The 13,241-nt window shown below is 50.7% G+C and carries 12 protein-coding genes and 1 tRNA gene; 10 read left to right on the top strand and 3 right to left on the bottom strand.

Annotated features, from left to right (window positions below; genetic code table 11):
• Positions 1–9 precede the first annotated feature (9 nt).
• The 6 genes from C4B57_02610 (at position 10) to C4B57_02585 (ending at position 4,660) form a co-directional block, all read left to right on the top strand.
• The gene (locus C4B57_02610; GenBank protein PXF55531.1) at positions 10–303 is read left to right on the top strand and encodes a pyruvate ferredoxin oxidoreductase; all 294 of its coding nucleotides are present in this window, start codon (positions 10–12) and stop codon (positions 301–303) included.
• A gap of 2 nt (positions 304–305) precedes the next feature.
• On the top strand, positions 306–1,484 hold the full coding sequence (gene porA, locus C4B57_02605) for a pyruvate ferredoxin oxidoreductase (GenBank protein PXF55625.1): 1,179 nt from the start codon (positions 306–308) through the stop codon (positions 1,482–1,484).
• On the top strand, positions 1,481–2,419 hold the full coding sequence (locus tag C4B57_02600) for a pyruvate synthase subunit beta (GenBank protein PXF55530.1): 939 nt from the start codon (positions 1,481–1,483) through the stop codon (positions 2,417–2,419). The genes porA and C4B57_02600 overlap by 4 nt, the downstream gene beginning before the upstream one ends.
• 55 nt (positions 2,420–2,474) lie before the next feature.
• The gene (ampG, locus tag C4B57_02595) at positions 2,475–3,662 is read left to right on the top strand and encodes a muropeptide transporter AmpG (GenBank protein ID PXF55624.1); all 1,188 of its coding nucleotides are present in this window, start codon (positions 2,475–2,477) and stop codon (positions 3,660–3,662) included.
• A gap of 170 nt (positions 3,663–3,832) precedes the next feature.
• Positions 3,833–3,908 (top strand) — tRNA-Glu (locus C4B57_02590).
• Positions 3,909–4,057: 149 nt separating this feature from the next.
• Positions 4,058–4,660, top strand: coding sequence for a methyltransferase type 12 (locus C4B57_02585; protein PXF55529.1), 603 nt, complete (start codon positions 4,058–4,060; stop codon positions 4,658–4,660).
• A 35-nt stretch (positions 4,661–4,695) separates the two neighbouring features.
• Here C4B57_02585 and C4B57_02580 read toward each other — a convergent pair whose 3' ends face one another.
• From C4B57_02580 to C4B57_02570, 3 genes are all read right to left on the bottom strand, one after another.
• On the bottom strand, positions 4,696–6,537 hold the full coding sequence (locus C4B57_02580; protein PXF55528.1) for a hypothetical protein: 1,842 nt from the start codon (positions 6,535–6,537) through the stop codon (positions 4,696–4,698).
• Positions 6,538–6,592: 55 nt separating this feature from the next.
• Positions 6,593–6,907, bottom strand: a complete 315-nt coding sequence (locus tag C4B57_02575) for a ferrous iron transport protein A (GenBank protein PXF55527.1) — start codon at positions 6,905–6,907, stop codon at positions 6,593–6,595.
• A gap of 384 nt (positions 6,908–7,291) precedes the next feature.
• Positions 7,292–8,038, bottom strand: coding sequence for a hypothetical protein (locus tag C4B57_02570; GenBank protein ID PXF55623.1), 747 nt, complete (start codon positions 8,036–8,038; stop codon positions 7,292–7,294).
• A 460-nt stretch (positions 8,039–8,498) separates the two neighbouring features.
• Between C4B57_02570 and C4B57_02565 the strand changes: the two genes are divergently transcribed.
• From C4B57_02565 to mltG, 4 genes are all read left to right on the top strand, one after another.
• Entirely contained in the window at positions 8,499–10,307 is a 1,809-nt protein-coding gene (locus tag C4B57_02565; protein ID PXF55526.1) for a phosphoribosylamine--glycine ligase, read from the top strand.
• A 510-nt stretch (positions 10,308–10,817) separates the two neighbouring features.
• Positions 10,818–11,432, top strand: coding sequence for a threonylcarbamoyl-AMP synthase (locus tag C4B57_02560; GenBank protein PXF55622.1), 615 nt, complete (start codon positions 10,818–10,820; stop codon positions 11,430–11,432).
• A gap of 104 nt (positions 11,433–11,536) precedes the next feature.
• A complete protein-coding gene (locus C4B57_02555) occupies positions 11,537–11,746 on the top strand; it encodes a hypothetical protein (protein ID PXF55525.1) in 210 nt (69 codons plus the stop codon).
• A 120-nt stretch (positions 11,747–11,866) separates the two neighbouring features.
• Positions 11,867–13,021, top strand: coding sequence for an endolytic transglycosylase MltG (gene mltG, locus C4B57_02550; protein ID PXF55524.1), 1,155 nt, complete (start codon positions 11,867–11,869; stop codon positions 13,019–13,021).
• The last annotated feature ends 220 nt before the right edge of the window (positions 13,022–13,241 follow it).

Here is a 13,241-nt window from a genome sequence, read left to right as displayed (position 1 = left end):
AGTGACAAAATGGCCGATACCGATGCCATTGTAGGCTGGAAGACAATAACCTTTGGGTGTCACGTGATGGAGCCGGGCAGTTCGGCCAGATTCAGGACGGGCGACTGGCGGTCTCAAAGGCCGGTCATTGACAGAGAAAAGTGCATCAAGTGTGGTATGTGCTGGATATACTGTCCTGATATGGCCTACACTCAAACTGAAGACGGCTTCTTTGAGGTAAACATGGAGTACTGTAAAGGCTGCGGCATCTGCGCCCACGAGTGCCCCAAAGATGCCATAACAATAGTCCCGGAGGAGGGATGATCATGGCCAAACGCGTGGGAATTGAAGTATCAATTGCATTAGCTGAGGCGGTAAAGCTGGCGAATGTAGATGTGATCCCTGCCTATCCCATTACCCCTCAGACCCATATTGTGGAACACCTTTCGGAAGTAGTAGCAAATGGTGAAATAGATGCTGAATTCGTCCCGGTAGAATCTGAGCATGCAGCAATGAGCTGTTGCTGCGGTTCTTCAGCAGCCGGGGCCAGGACCTTTACCTCAACCAGCTCCCAGGGTCTCTTGTTGATGAGCGAGATCCTCTTCATACCCGGTCCGATGAGGTTTCCAATAGTGATGGCTGTAGTGAACCGTGCATTGTCTGCACCCATAAGTATCTGGAACGACCACCAGGATATAATGAGCCAGAGGGACATCGGCTGGATACAGACCTTTGCGGAAAACGGCCAGGAGGCCTTTGACCTGACTCTTCATGCCTTCAGGGTGGCTGAAGACAGGCGCGTGTCCCTGCCGGTGATTGTAAACATTGACGGCTTCACCTTGAGTCACGTTGTCGAGGCTGTAGAGCTCTTGAGCCAAGAGGAGGTGGATCAGTATCTTCCGCCCTTCAAGCCCCGTTACCGCCTGGATCCCAGAAGGCCCATCACCATGGGTCCTGTAGGTATTCCTGAGGTATATTCAGAGGCAAAGGTCGCGCACAACGAGGCCCTCAAGGCATCCAGGAGGGTGATACTCCAGGGCTGGAAGGAATTCGCCGACCTTTTCGGGCGTCAGTATAATCCGATCGAGACTTACCGCTCTGAAGATGCCGAGGTTTTGCTGGTCACAATGGGCAGCATTTCAGAGACGGCCATGACCGCGGTAGATACCATGCGGGATAAAGGGCAAAAGGCAGGGCTGGCAAGAATCCGTCTGTGGCGTCCGTTCCCAGGGCCGGAATTCCGGAAGGCTGCCGGAAAGGCAAAAATTCTGGCAGTAGTGGACCGCTGCCTGCCCCCAGGCGCAATCTGCGGCCCGGTGGGCGCTGAGCTCAGGTCTCTTTTCTACAAGGTACCCGGGGCCCCCAAGATTTTCAATTTCATTGCCGGGCTTGGCGGACGGGATGTAACAGTTGAGCGGTTCGAGGAAATGGTAGACAAGTCCATGGTATTTGCCAGGAAACGTCCAAAAGAACTGTATGAAGTGATCGGAGTGCGTGAAAAATGATACCTGAATTCGAAAAATTCAAACGATTTAAGGCGAAAAATCTCCCCAAGGAAGAGCTGCTTGCACCGGGCCACAGGGCGTGTCAAGGCTGCGGTGAGGTCCTGGCCCTCAGGATGGCAATGAAGGCCCTGGGACCAAATGTTATTGTCTGTATGGCCACGGGCTGTATGGAGATCATTACCACTCCGTATCCGCAGACTGCCTGGAAAGTGCCATGGATCCACATTGCTTTTGAGAACCCGGCATCCGTGGCGTCGGGAATAGAGTCTGCCCTGAAGGTCCTGAGACGCAAGGGCAAGGTCCCTAAAAGACATATAGACATAGTGGCAATTGGAGGGGATGGTGCAACGAGTGATATAGGTCTTGGCTGGATCTCCGGTGCTTTTGAGCGGGGCCACGACTTCACTTATATATGTTTAGATAATGAGGCGTACATGAACACTGGAGTCCAGCGCTCCAGCTGCACACCATACGGGGCCATGACAACCACCAGCCCACCAGGGGAAAAGAGCTTCGGCCAGGTCACCTGGAAAAAGAACGTACCGGGAATAGCAGTGGCCCACAACATCCCCTATGTTGCTACGGCTTCTCCCGCCTATTTCCTGGATCTCATGAACAAGGTAAAAAAGGCGGCCCTGGTCAAAGGACCTGCCTACGTACACATATACTCACCTTGCCCCACTGGCTGGGGGTCGGCGCCTGAGCGTTCCATTGAGTTTGCCAGGCTGGCCGTGGAGACAAGGGTCTTCCCCCTGTATGAAGTTATCGAAGGACGCTATATCATGAGCCGCAAGATAACAAAACCCAAGCCCGTTCAGGAATATCTGAAAGGCCAGCGTCGCTTTCGCCATCTGGATGAAGAACATATCGCCCACATCCAGCAGCGTGTGAATGCCGACTACGAAAAGCTGGTCAGGTTGTCGGAGATGACGTAGTATTTCGCGCCTCAGATATTTGATCCGGTTCCTTGCCTCCAGGCGGCTGGCAGTCATGTTGCCCATGGGGTTTGCTTCAGGGCTCCCTTTGGCCCTTACGGGCGGCACATTACAGGCCTGGCTTGCAATGGATGGTGTTGACATCCGCACTATCGGCCTTTTTTCCCTTGCGGGCATTCCATACGCATTAAAGTTTTTCTGGTCCCCTGTCATGGACCGCTTTTCTCTTCCTTGGCTGGGAAGACGCAGGGGCTGGATATTGCCCATTCAGGTGATCCTGGTTTCAGGGATATCCGCCATGGCCTTTGTCTCCCCGTCAAGCACTCCTTTCCTTATGGCCTGCCTTGCCCTGACGGTCGCCTTTAGTTCTGCGTCCCAGGATATCGTAATCGATGCCTATCGGACTGATGTGCTGGAGGAGAAAGAGCGGGGTCTTGGCGCTGCACTGTCAGTTACCGGCTACAGAATTGCCATGCTGGTATCCGGCGCCTTGGCCCTTATCCTGTCAGATCGCATAGGCTGGCAAAACACGTATATTTTAATGGCAGGCATTATGTCATTGGGAATCTTTGCAACTCTTGCCGGCCCTGAGCCGAGGCTTGCGCCTTCCCCGCCCGGGAGCATACCTGAAGCTATTTCCGGCCCCTTAAAGGAATTCTTTTCAAGGACTGCAGCCATTTCCATGCTGGTACTTATTGTACTTTACAAGCTCGGGGATGCCTTTGCCGGTACCTTGACTACCGCTTTTCTCATCCGCGGGATCGGTTTCAGTCCTACTGACGTAGGGACTATAAACAAGGGGTTTGGTCTCGTTGCTACTATTGGCGGTGCCTTGTTGGGGGGAGGGCTGATGACAAAGATCGGACTCTTTGGTGCGCTCATGTTTTTCGGGGTGTTGCAGGCGGTATCCAATCTTTCCTTCATGCTGCTTGCCTGGATCGGCAAGAGCTACTGTGCAATGATTGCTGCAGTCGGTTTTGAAAATCTATCCGGGGGTATGGGTACAGCAGCCTTTGTGGCCTTTCTTATGGCACTCTGCAACCATCGTTTTACCGCAAGCCAGTATGCCATGTTCTCAGCCCTTGCCTCTTTGGGGAGGATCTTTGTGGGCCCGCCGTCAGGATTTGTAGTTAAATGGTTGGGATGGGCGCAGTTCTTTTTCGTCACCACCTTGGCGGCTCTCCCGGGACTGATAATCCTGTGGTGGATGAGGCGGCACATATCGGTTCTTGAAAAGGGCTGACGCATGGGAAATACCCGATGACCATTGAAATAAGAGGCACAGAATCACCGTGGTTCGCGGCCCTTGCTGTCTGATAAAGACCGGGAACTTTCGGACCTTGAAAATGCAACCATTACCCTTTAGGGTTGACATAACTGGTACAGACCTTTAATTTGCCTCCCGTCACTCCCGGTCCCATCGTCTAGGGGTCTAGGACGCTGGCCTCTCACGCCAGAAACAGGGGTTCGATTCCCCTTGGGACCGCCATAGATATAAAAAAACAGTAAGTTATAGGCTAAAAACCTGGTAAAGTGCATGAGTGACCATGAGGTGAAACATCAACGAAAACGGAAAATGCGAGGCGCGGCGGATGTTGGCCTGAACTGGAACACTCGCAGTATAATTAGGATCTGACTATACAGGCATCAAATTTCAAGCCACTTGGCACCTTATTGAATGGCCGGTCCATCTTCTTTCAGGAATTTCTGAAGCATCCCTTTCAGATCGGCTCGATAATCCCGAGTTCCCGCTTTCTCGAACGTCGCACCGTAGAGGCAGCGAGAGTCCGTTCAGCAAAGACTATAGTGGAACTGGGTCCTGGCACCGGGGGCACGACCAGGGCCATACTGCATTCCATGACTTCGCACGCCAGGCTCTTGTGCATAGAGATCAATCCGAATTTCCACGCCATACTAAACTGCATAAAAGACGACCGTCTGAAGGTTCACCTTGGCAGTGCCACAGAGATAAAAGAAATTCTCCACACGTATGGAATGGCCCCTCCCGAGGTTGTAATTTCCGGCATCCCCTTTTCCACCATGAGCCACGCCCTTGGATCTCAAATTATCGAGTCCGTCTCGTCGACGCTCGCTCCGGGAGGGCGCTTTGTAGCATATCAGGTGAGCAAGCGGGTTGCCTCCCTGTGCCGACCCATCCTTGGCTCCGGGCAAGTGGAGGCTGAGCTTTTCAACATCCCTCCCATGCGGGTTTACCGGTGGGAGAAGAAAAACGGCGCCTGATCGGATGGCACGCCGCCGTGCTGGTTCATATTTTTTTATGGACCTTCTTTTCTCTTTTCCACTATCTTCGATGCGAGTCTGATTGCCGCCTCAAGACTGGCACAATCCGCCTTTCCGGTACCGGCGATGTCATATGCAGTCCCGTGATCTACTGAAGTCCTGGTTATCGGAAGGCCTAAGGTCAGGTTGACCCCGTCTCTGAAATGAATGAGCTTAAAGGGAATCAGCCCCTGGTCATGATACTGGCAGACTACAGCGTCGAATTTCCCATTGACAGCCTGATAAAACACTGTGTCAGGAGGATAAGGCCCATTGGCCGCTATACCCTTTCCCCGGGCCATTTCTATAGCGGGCGATATGATATGCTCTTCTTCTTTGCCAAACATCCCGGACTCGCCTCCATGTGGATTCAGTGCGGCCACGGCAATCTCCGGCTCTTTTATGCCGAGTTCATTTCTTAAGAAGGAATCCGTAAGGAAAATTACTTGAAAAATCTTTTCCGTGCTGATGCTGTCCGCCACCTCCCTCAAGGGGCAGTGTATGGTCACAAGGGCTACCCTGAGCCTGTCGCCTGCCAGCATCATTGCATATCTTTCCGTGTTGGTCCTGTCGGCCAATATCTCGGTATGTCCGGGGTAGGAGATGCCGGCAAGCCTGAGGCCCAGTTTACTGATAGGGCCGGTCACAAGGCCGGAGAGACTTTTTCCCAGGCAGAGTCTGATGCCCTCAGTGACATACTCGAAAGAGGCCTTTCCAGTGACTGGGTTCGGCTTTCCCCAAAGGATATCCTCGGCATTAAGGTCTGTCCGTGTAATCACATGTATCGCACTGCCGGAAATGGGATCTCCAGGCACCCAGGACTTAAGGGGAATGTCGATATCAAGCGCCCTTGATGCCTTTTTAAGTATATTCATGTCCCCTATGACCACTGCCGGAGGTGAAAGCAGCCATTCAGGATTGGCAGCGAATGCCTTTATAATGATTTCAGGACCGATTCCCGCCGGACAGCCCATGGTGATACCCAGCGGATTTGACGATTTGACGATTTGACGATTTGACGATTTGACGATTTGACGATTTGACGATTGTAGCCTGCGGATATCTGTCTGCATCTGCGGTATTATCCTTGATTCAGCGATCTGGTCGCCTGTGTCAGGCTGTGCGGGCCTGTGGCTGGAGATCCGCCCGGTTTCTGATCCCTGAATTATGCCCATTATTTCTGTTTTTTCAATAAAATTCAAAATAGCCGAGACATTGCCTTCATATATCTTTCCCAGCCAGAAAGAGAGATGAACGAGCAGTTCTTCAAGCAGGGAGTCTCGGGAGACCCGGCAACCCGTAGCGCTTGATATGGAACACGCCTTTTCCCTGAGATGTTCCGGGAAGGCATTTTTCGGAGTGCAAATGTTTATGCCTATTCCGATTATCCAGGCAGGACTTTCGGATCCGTCTGCCAGTTCGCAAAGCATACCTGCCAACTTTCCATTTTCAATATACAGGTCGTTGGGCCATTTTATTTTAATAGAAGGCGGCCTGGCACAGCGGGACCTGGTGAGAATGGATTGTATGGCGGCCGATGAGGCAATGGCGCAGGTTAGAGGGAGCCAGGCCTCCAGAATTCCGGGCCTTGGCACAGCAATCGACAGATACAGGCCGGTGCCGGGAGGAGAAATCCAGTTCCGGCCTTTCCTACCCCTGCCCCTGGTCTGGGAGCCGGCAACAAAACAGCGCCACAGAATCCCTCTTTTTTGAAAATTCTCTCTGGCAAGGTCATTGGTAGAACCCGTCTCTGACACCCAGGTGATTTCCCGAATATCAGGCACTTTTTGGCCTTTCTTTTCTTGGAGTACTTTCAGTGTCCGGAGACCATCCTGCAAGAAAGAGAAAAAGCGGTCATTAACAACCCGTGGCCTGGCCTTATTTTATCCATGGTCATTCGATTTCCCTTTCCATTGGAATAACCATGATCTTATGGGCCATAGCCGCCCCTATAGCAAGACGCGTATTGCCGGTCGCTATCAGAAAAGGCCCCGGGGACCCCCTTCTGATTATCTCGATCTCCGATCCCACACCCAAGCCCATGCTGGTCAGCCTCTGGTGCATCCCCCTGCCGCCTGCGAGCATTACGATACGCGCTTTTTCACCAGTGCAGGCCATAGCGAGAGGCATGCCTGGCCTCATGACCACATCGGCCTCCGGGTAGTGTTTGCAGTCGAACGGGTCGTAAGCGCCACCCCTTTGTTTCATGATCACTCCTTAGTCCCCAGATATCACAACACAAAAATCGTGTCGGCATGTCAAAAGGAAATTCTTGTATTCTATCTTGGATTACATCCAGGAAGGTATTCCTTAATTGAAACGTATGCGCAATATCAGTTCTTGATTTTTCTGTCAAGAAAAAAATGCAAACGCGGGGCAGGATAGATGACAATCTCATACGGAGGCGGATGAAATGGCAGAAGATCTTCTCGCCGTGATATGATCCCGAATTATGCAGCAGCCAAGTTTGCCAAAGATGCGAGGCGGAAGGCACGCAGACGTACTTTTGTACTTCAAGTGCCTGACAACAAAGCAGATTTGGTAAAATTGGCTGCTGCATAATTCGGGATGATAACCGCTATGAATGTCCGCTCAAGAAGATTGAAAGCACAGCCTTTTCAGATTCAGGAGTTTGCTGGCCCCGGCAATTGTCGTGCCATAGAGATAAAGTGGTTTTTGATATTTGCCTGAAAGAGAGATCAACTGAGACAGGGAATCATTTACTATTGTTGAGCCTGTAGCCAGGATGACGTCGCAGGTCTTAATGAGTTCTTCTGTCATTTTTCTGCCATCCCAGACAGGCACCCCATACTTAATCCTGTTAATGTTATCTTTATCAAAATCTGTTACCTTCATATTTTCCGCAGACAACCTCTTGGAAAAATTATCTATTATAGCCGGCTGAAAGCCGACAATTCCGATGTTGATATCAGGTCCGTATTTTTCAATGATTGCCCCGGCCATTTCCCCGGCGCATAATTCAGGCCCGTTGTCTTTGCAGTGAACGGTGTCGTTAATTATACACTTATATCGTAACAGTGCGTTCAGCGTAGCGACAAAGAGCGCTCTCTTGCCGTTATCCGTTAATCTTAATTTGAGTATTTCCTTGAGTCTGCCTCTGAAGGTCTTTGGGGTGTCAGTAAAGGCCTGCCCCAAGGCCCCTTTGAAATCAGCCTGGATCAAAGATTCCCTGCCTTGAAGCAGGGGAAAATCCCTCCTTTCCGTCTTGCCTATGGCTTCTTCGGGTGTCAGGATTTTTGCAGTGATGTTCACTTCATTTTCAAGTAAGCTATTTTCTGCGGCTATATCATTCAATGCTCTTTTAAGTTCTGCGTACATATTCCTTCTGCCTTTTGTTATTGGTTCCCTGAAACAATTTATCCCGTTCCAGCGTAAATATCCGGAGAACCCGTTATAGTCCCGCCTTGGAGCGGTTGCCTTTTTCCGGGTTTCAAAGCTCACTCATCGCAGACCGGAGAGGCAGTGCAATCCGGCCCGCGATCGAAACCCTGCAAAAGGCAAACCGCTTCTGCGGCAGGTCACGGATGGCAACTTCCACAGTGGACCACGGATTCATAAGAATATTTACGTTCCAGCCAAGCAAGATCGGCGTCGATTACGGTATTACAATCACAATGATCCTGCGATTACCCAAACATTATCAAATCTAAACCGCAACTATCCCGAACGCCAGATATCTGAGAGCATAGATCACCAGAACAGGCGTTGACACCTTTATATCATACGGATAGTTTTAGCCTGCCTTGTTCTTAAAAAAACACAGGGGGAAGAGAAGATTATGGATCAGAAAAAAATCCTGGTAATAGGTTCCGGAGGACGTGAACACGCCATTTGCTGGAAGCTGGCATCCAGTCCCAAAATTTCCAGAGTATTCTGCGCGCCCGGAAATTCCGGCATAAGTCAACATGCCGCCTGCATATCCTTAAGGGTCTCTGACATTAACGGCCTTGTATCATTTGTCAAAAAGGAAGGTATCGATATGACGGTTGTAGGCCCGGAAGCCCCCCTGGTTGAGGGCCTGGCAGACAGTTTCAGCAAGCATGGACTTGCAGTATTCGGGCCCACTAAAGCGGCTGCTGAGATCGAGGCCAGCAAGGTATTTTCAAAGGAACTGCTGACTGAAGCAGGCATTCGAACAGGGTCCTACAAGGTCTTTACCGATCCGGATGCCGCATTTGATTATGTCAAGAGCATAGTTGGAGTGCCTGTTGCAATAAAGGCGGACGGGCTGGCGGCCGGCAAAGGGGTGTTGCTTGCTCATAGCCTTGCCGAGGCGGAGGAGGCAATAGATCTTATCCTTCGCAAAAAGGTCTTTGGCGAAGCAGGCAATCGACTTATAGTAGAGGAATTTCTCACCGGAGAAGAGGCCTCCTTCATGGCTGTAACCGACGGGACGACAGTCCTTCCCCTTGCCACTTCCCAGGATCATAAGTCTGTATTTGATAATGACATGGGGCCCAATACCGGCGGTATGGGTGCCTACTCTCCGGCACCAGTGGTAAGCAGCGCCCTGTTTGACGATATTATGGAAAACATTATGAGGCCCGCTGTGAAAGCCATGGCAAAGGCAAAAAGGCCCTATCAGGGAGTGCTTTACGGCGGGCTTATGATTAGAGATGGCATACCAGAGGTCCTGGAATTTAACTGCCGGTTCGGTGACCCTGAGGCCCAGCCGATCCTGATGAGACTCCGCACTGACCTGATGGAGATATTTGAGGCAGCACTTGAAGGCAGGCTGAATGAAATAAAACTTGAGTGGGATCCAAGGACTGCCGTCTGCGTTGTCATGGCCTCCGGAGGCTATCCTGGAAATTACGAGACAGGCAAGGTTATTCACGGGCTGGAAAAAGTGGCTGAGATGCAAGACGTGATGGTTTTTCACGCAGGGACTGCCAAGGATGGAGATCGATTCGTCACATCCGGCGGAAGGGTCCTGGGGGTTACGGCACTCGGGAATACTATTTCAGAGGCGATAGACCTTGCATATGAAGCAGTTGGACAGATCTCCTGGGAGGGGATGCACTATAGAAGGGATATCGGCCAAAAGGCTCTCAGACACACGTCCGGTGCTGCCGGTATGCCGGGAAACCGGCATACCGGCAGCACCGCCAAGGTGGGCATTGTCATGGGAAGTCTCAGTGACAAAGAGGTTATGGAAGCGGCCAGGGATATTCTGAACGAGTTTGGCATAGCCTGTGAGTTGAGGGTTGCCTCGGCCCATCGTTCCCCCGGGCTTACCGCGTCATACGCCGGGGAGGCAGAGGCCAGAGGGATAAAGGTCCTGATTGCCGGCGCCGGAATGGCCGCGCACCTGGCCGGCACCCTGGCAGCGAATACGATCCTTCCGGTGATAGGGGTGCCGGTAGGCAATTCGGCACTGAACGGAATTGATGCCCTGCTTTCCACTGCCCAGATGCCGCCCGGCGTTCCGGTTGCAACCATGGCAATAGGAGAAGCCGGAGCAAAAAATGCCGCCTTGTTGGCACTTCAGATCCTGGCGTTGGAAGACCGGGACCTTGCTAGGAAATTGAAGGAATACAGAGAGGCCCAGGCAAAAGAGATAGAGGAACTTGAGATTGGAAATTAGAAATTCGGCAGAGATGAAACAAAAGCGTAAAGGCCAAATTCCCAATTCCCATTTTCCAGTTCCAACGTTCCGTGAGCGTAAATATCCGGTGAACCCGTGGTCCATTCCGCAGACCGTTCACTGGCAGGGGATATTTCTTTTCACTTAACACTTCAGCCCCTTGTTTTCTTAAGGCTTTTGACATGGGGGAGTCTTGCCCCCTCCCCGTTCTCCTTCGCTGCGCTCAGGAGCCGGGGTTTCCCCCACAGCAAAAGCCAAGAAAACTACGGGGGCTTCCGTTAAACTGTTCAAAGAAATATCCCCTGCCCGTGAACGGTTGCCATCTGTGCCCCCTGCCGCAGGAGCGGTTTGCCTTTTGCAGGGTTTCGATCGCGGACCGGATTGCACCGCATCTCCGGTCTGCGATGAGTGAGCTTTGAAGCCCGGAAAAAGGTAACCGCTTCAAGGCAGGATATAACGGGTTCATAAGAATATTTACCCGTGAGCGCTTACTTGTTTTTTAATTACGATATGGTACAGTCACCTGACCGCATATTGATCCGGCTGGCTGCGGATATAATTAAGAGGGGCGGAGTAGTAGCCTTTCCCACCGAAACGAGCTATGGGCTTGGGGCCTCAATAATTCAAACAGAAGCCCTTGAACGAATATATGTAATCAAAAAAAGGCCGAGACACAAGCCGCTCTTGGTCCTCATTTCAGATACCTCGGATCTCATCCATCTGGCCAGCCGGGTTCCGCCGGCAGCGGTTGCCTTGATGGAGCGTCTCTGGCCGGGCCCCTTGACCCTGCTTTTACCGGCCAGACCCGGGCTGCCATGGCCGCTCTGTGCGGATACAGGCAAGGTAGGTGTAAGGATTTCCAGCCATCCATGGGCACATTCACTGGTGACAATCCTGGGAAACCCCGTGACCGCTACCAGTGCAAACCTCTCAGGACACCCTGCCGCCTGTAAAGCCGAGGAAGTTGCGGATCAATTACGGTCTACACCCCCTGACTATATACTGGATGGGGGTCCTGTATCCGGAGGGCCTCCATCCACGATCATAGATGTAAGTATTGATCCTCCTGAAATTATACGGGAGGGGGCTATCAGCCCTAAAGATATCAGAGATGTTACAGGCTGACCGAAAGATTCTTCGTAAATATTCTAATATATCCTGCCTTGAAGCGGTTACCTTTTTCCGGGTTTCAAAGCTCACTCATTGCAGACCGAAAGGGGCAGTGCAATTTGGCCCGCGATCGAAACCCTGCAAAAGGCAAACCGCTCCTGCGGCAGGGCACGGATGGCAACCGTTCACGGGAAGGGGATATTTCTTTGAACAGTTTAACGGAAGCCCCCGTAGTTTTCTTGGCTTTTGCTGTGGGGGAAACCCCGGCTCCTGAGCGCAGCGAAGGAGAACGGGGAGGGGGCAAGACTCCCCCATGTCAAAAGCCTTAAGAAAACAAGGGGCTGAAGTGTTAAGTGAAAAGAAATATCCCCTGCCAGTGAACGGTCTGCGCAGTGGACCACGGACGGGTTCATAAGAATATTTACAATTCTCTATTATTAATGACCTGATTGCATTACAAAAACCCTGAACATGATTCTGTTGAAAAATCCGATCTAAAGAATATGCGCATAATACGTGAATTCTGGTTGCCAATTTTGCTCTACTTAATCTTTCTGTCCGGTTATCAGATATGGAAAGGATGTACCCTGCCCGTTTCGGAAACGGGAAAAAATAAGATCATAATAATTCCCACAGGGAGCACCTTCTCCTCGGCAGTACAGCTACTTGAGGCAGAAGGCTTAATAAAATCCAAAAGGTATTTTTATATCCTTGCCTGGTGGGGAAATGCAACAACCAGGATCCAGGCAGGGGAATACGAACTTTCCCCGACCCAAACGCCTGTAGAGATCCTGGATTATCTGGTCCAGGGAAAGACCCGCCAGTATATTGTCACCATCCCCGAGGGCTATAACCTGTTTCAAATAAACGGCCTTCTTGAAAATGCAAAATTGACATCCGGCGATTCATTCCTCAAGGTGGCAAGGAACCGTAAGATCTTGAAGACCCTTGGCATAGAGGCTGATAGTGCTGAGGGCTATATTTACCCTGATACCTATCAGTTGACCAAGGGCGCCACGGAACTTGAGATGCTCCGAACCTTTGTTAACCGTTTCTGGGGAGTATGGAATTCAGAAGGATTCAGCAGCAGAGCAGAAGAATTGGGTGTTAAAGTCCACGATATAGTAATACTTGCTTCCATAGTGGAAAAAGAGGCTATGCAATCATGGGAAAGGCCGTTAATTGCTTGTGTATTCTGGAATCGGCTAAAAAAGAATATGCCTCTCCAGGCAGATCCAACCGTTCATTACGGGATACTTGTGGAAACCAGGGTAAGGAAGCGCCGTCTCAGGTGGAAAGACCTCAGAAAAGCCACCCCCTATAACACTTACGTAAACAAAGGTCTCCCCAAAGGGCCGATTTCAAATCCGGGTAAGGAGTCCATCAGGGCGACTCTCTATCCATCAAAAAAGGATTATTTCTATTTTGTTTCAAAAAACAACGGAACACATTATTTTTCCCGGACCCTGGATGAACACAACAGGGCGGTAGATCAGTATCAACGCCGACGTAAATACCGGCCCAGAAAAGAAATCAAACCTGATCTATCACAAACCGCTCTTCCATCTTCCCCCACTTTAAACCACCAGTCTTTTTCTTATTAATCACCAAATAATAATCAAAAAAATATTTCAAAAGTTTCAAGTATATGATACTGTTTCCCGATACAAAAATCAGAGGTGATTTATATGGTTCCATCTCAATTTTTAAGAATCACTGTTTTCATAAGATAATCGCAGAAAAATAGAGGAAACCGTGGCTCTATTTATATAACATACTGTAATATTTATATTAAATTGTCTCTCGATTCTCTTGACAGACAAT

The organism is Deltaproteobacteria bacterium (assembly GCA_003194485.1).
Classification (GTDB): domain Bacteria; phylum Desulfobacterota; class Dissulfuribacteria; order Dissulfuribacterales; family UBA3076; genus UBA3076.
The sequence above is the reverse complement of the archived record's forward strand: the minus strand, read 5'-3'. Positions and strand labels throughout refer to the sequence as shown.

Excerpts from the sequence above, each read along its gene's own strand:
- C4B57_02610 (PXF55531.1), top strand. The coding sequence starts at position 10 with ATGGCCGATACCGATGCCATTGTAGGCTGGAAGACAATAACCTTTGGG.
- porA (PXF55625.1), top strand. The coding sequence starts at position 306 with ATGGCCAAACGCGTGGGAATTGAAGTATCAATTGCATTAGCTGAGGCG.
- C4B57_02600 (PXF55530.1), top strand. The coding sequence starts at position 1,481 with ATGATACCTGAATTCGAAAAATTCAAACGATTTAAGGCGAAAAATCTC.
- ampG (PXF55624.1), top strand. The coding sequence starts at position 2,475 with ATGTTGCCCATGGGGTTTGCTTCAGGGCTCCCTTTGGCCCTTACGGGC.
- C4B57_02575 (PXF55527.1), bottom strand. The coding sequence starts at position 6,907 with ATGAAACAAAGGGGTGGCGCTTACGACCCGTTCGACTGCAAACACTAC.
- C4B57_02570 (PXF55623.1), bottom strand. The coding sequence starts at position 8,038 with ATGTACGCAGAACTTAAAAGAGCATTGAATGATATAGCCGCAGAAAAT.
- C4B57_02565 (PXF55526.1), top strand. The coding sequence starts at position 8,499 with ATGGATCAGAAAAAAATCCTGGTAATAGGTTCCGGAGGACGTGAACAC.
- C4B57_02560 (PXF55622.1), top strand. The coding sequence starts at position 10,818 with ATGGTACAGTCACCTGACCGCATATTGATCCGGCTGGCTGCGGATATA.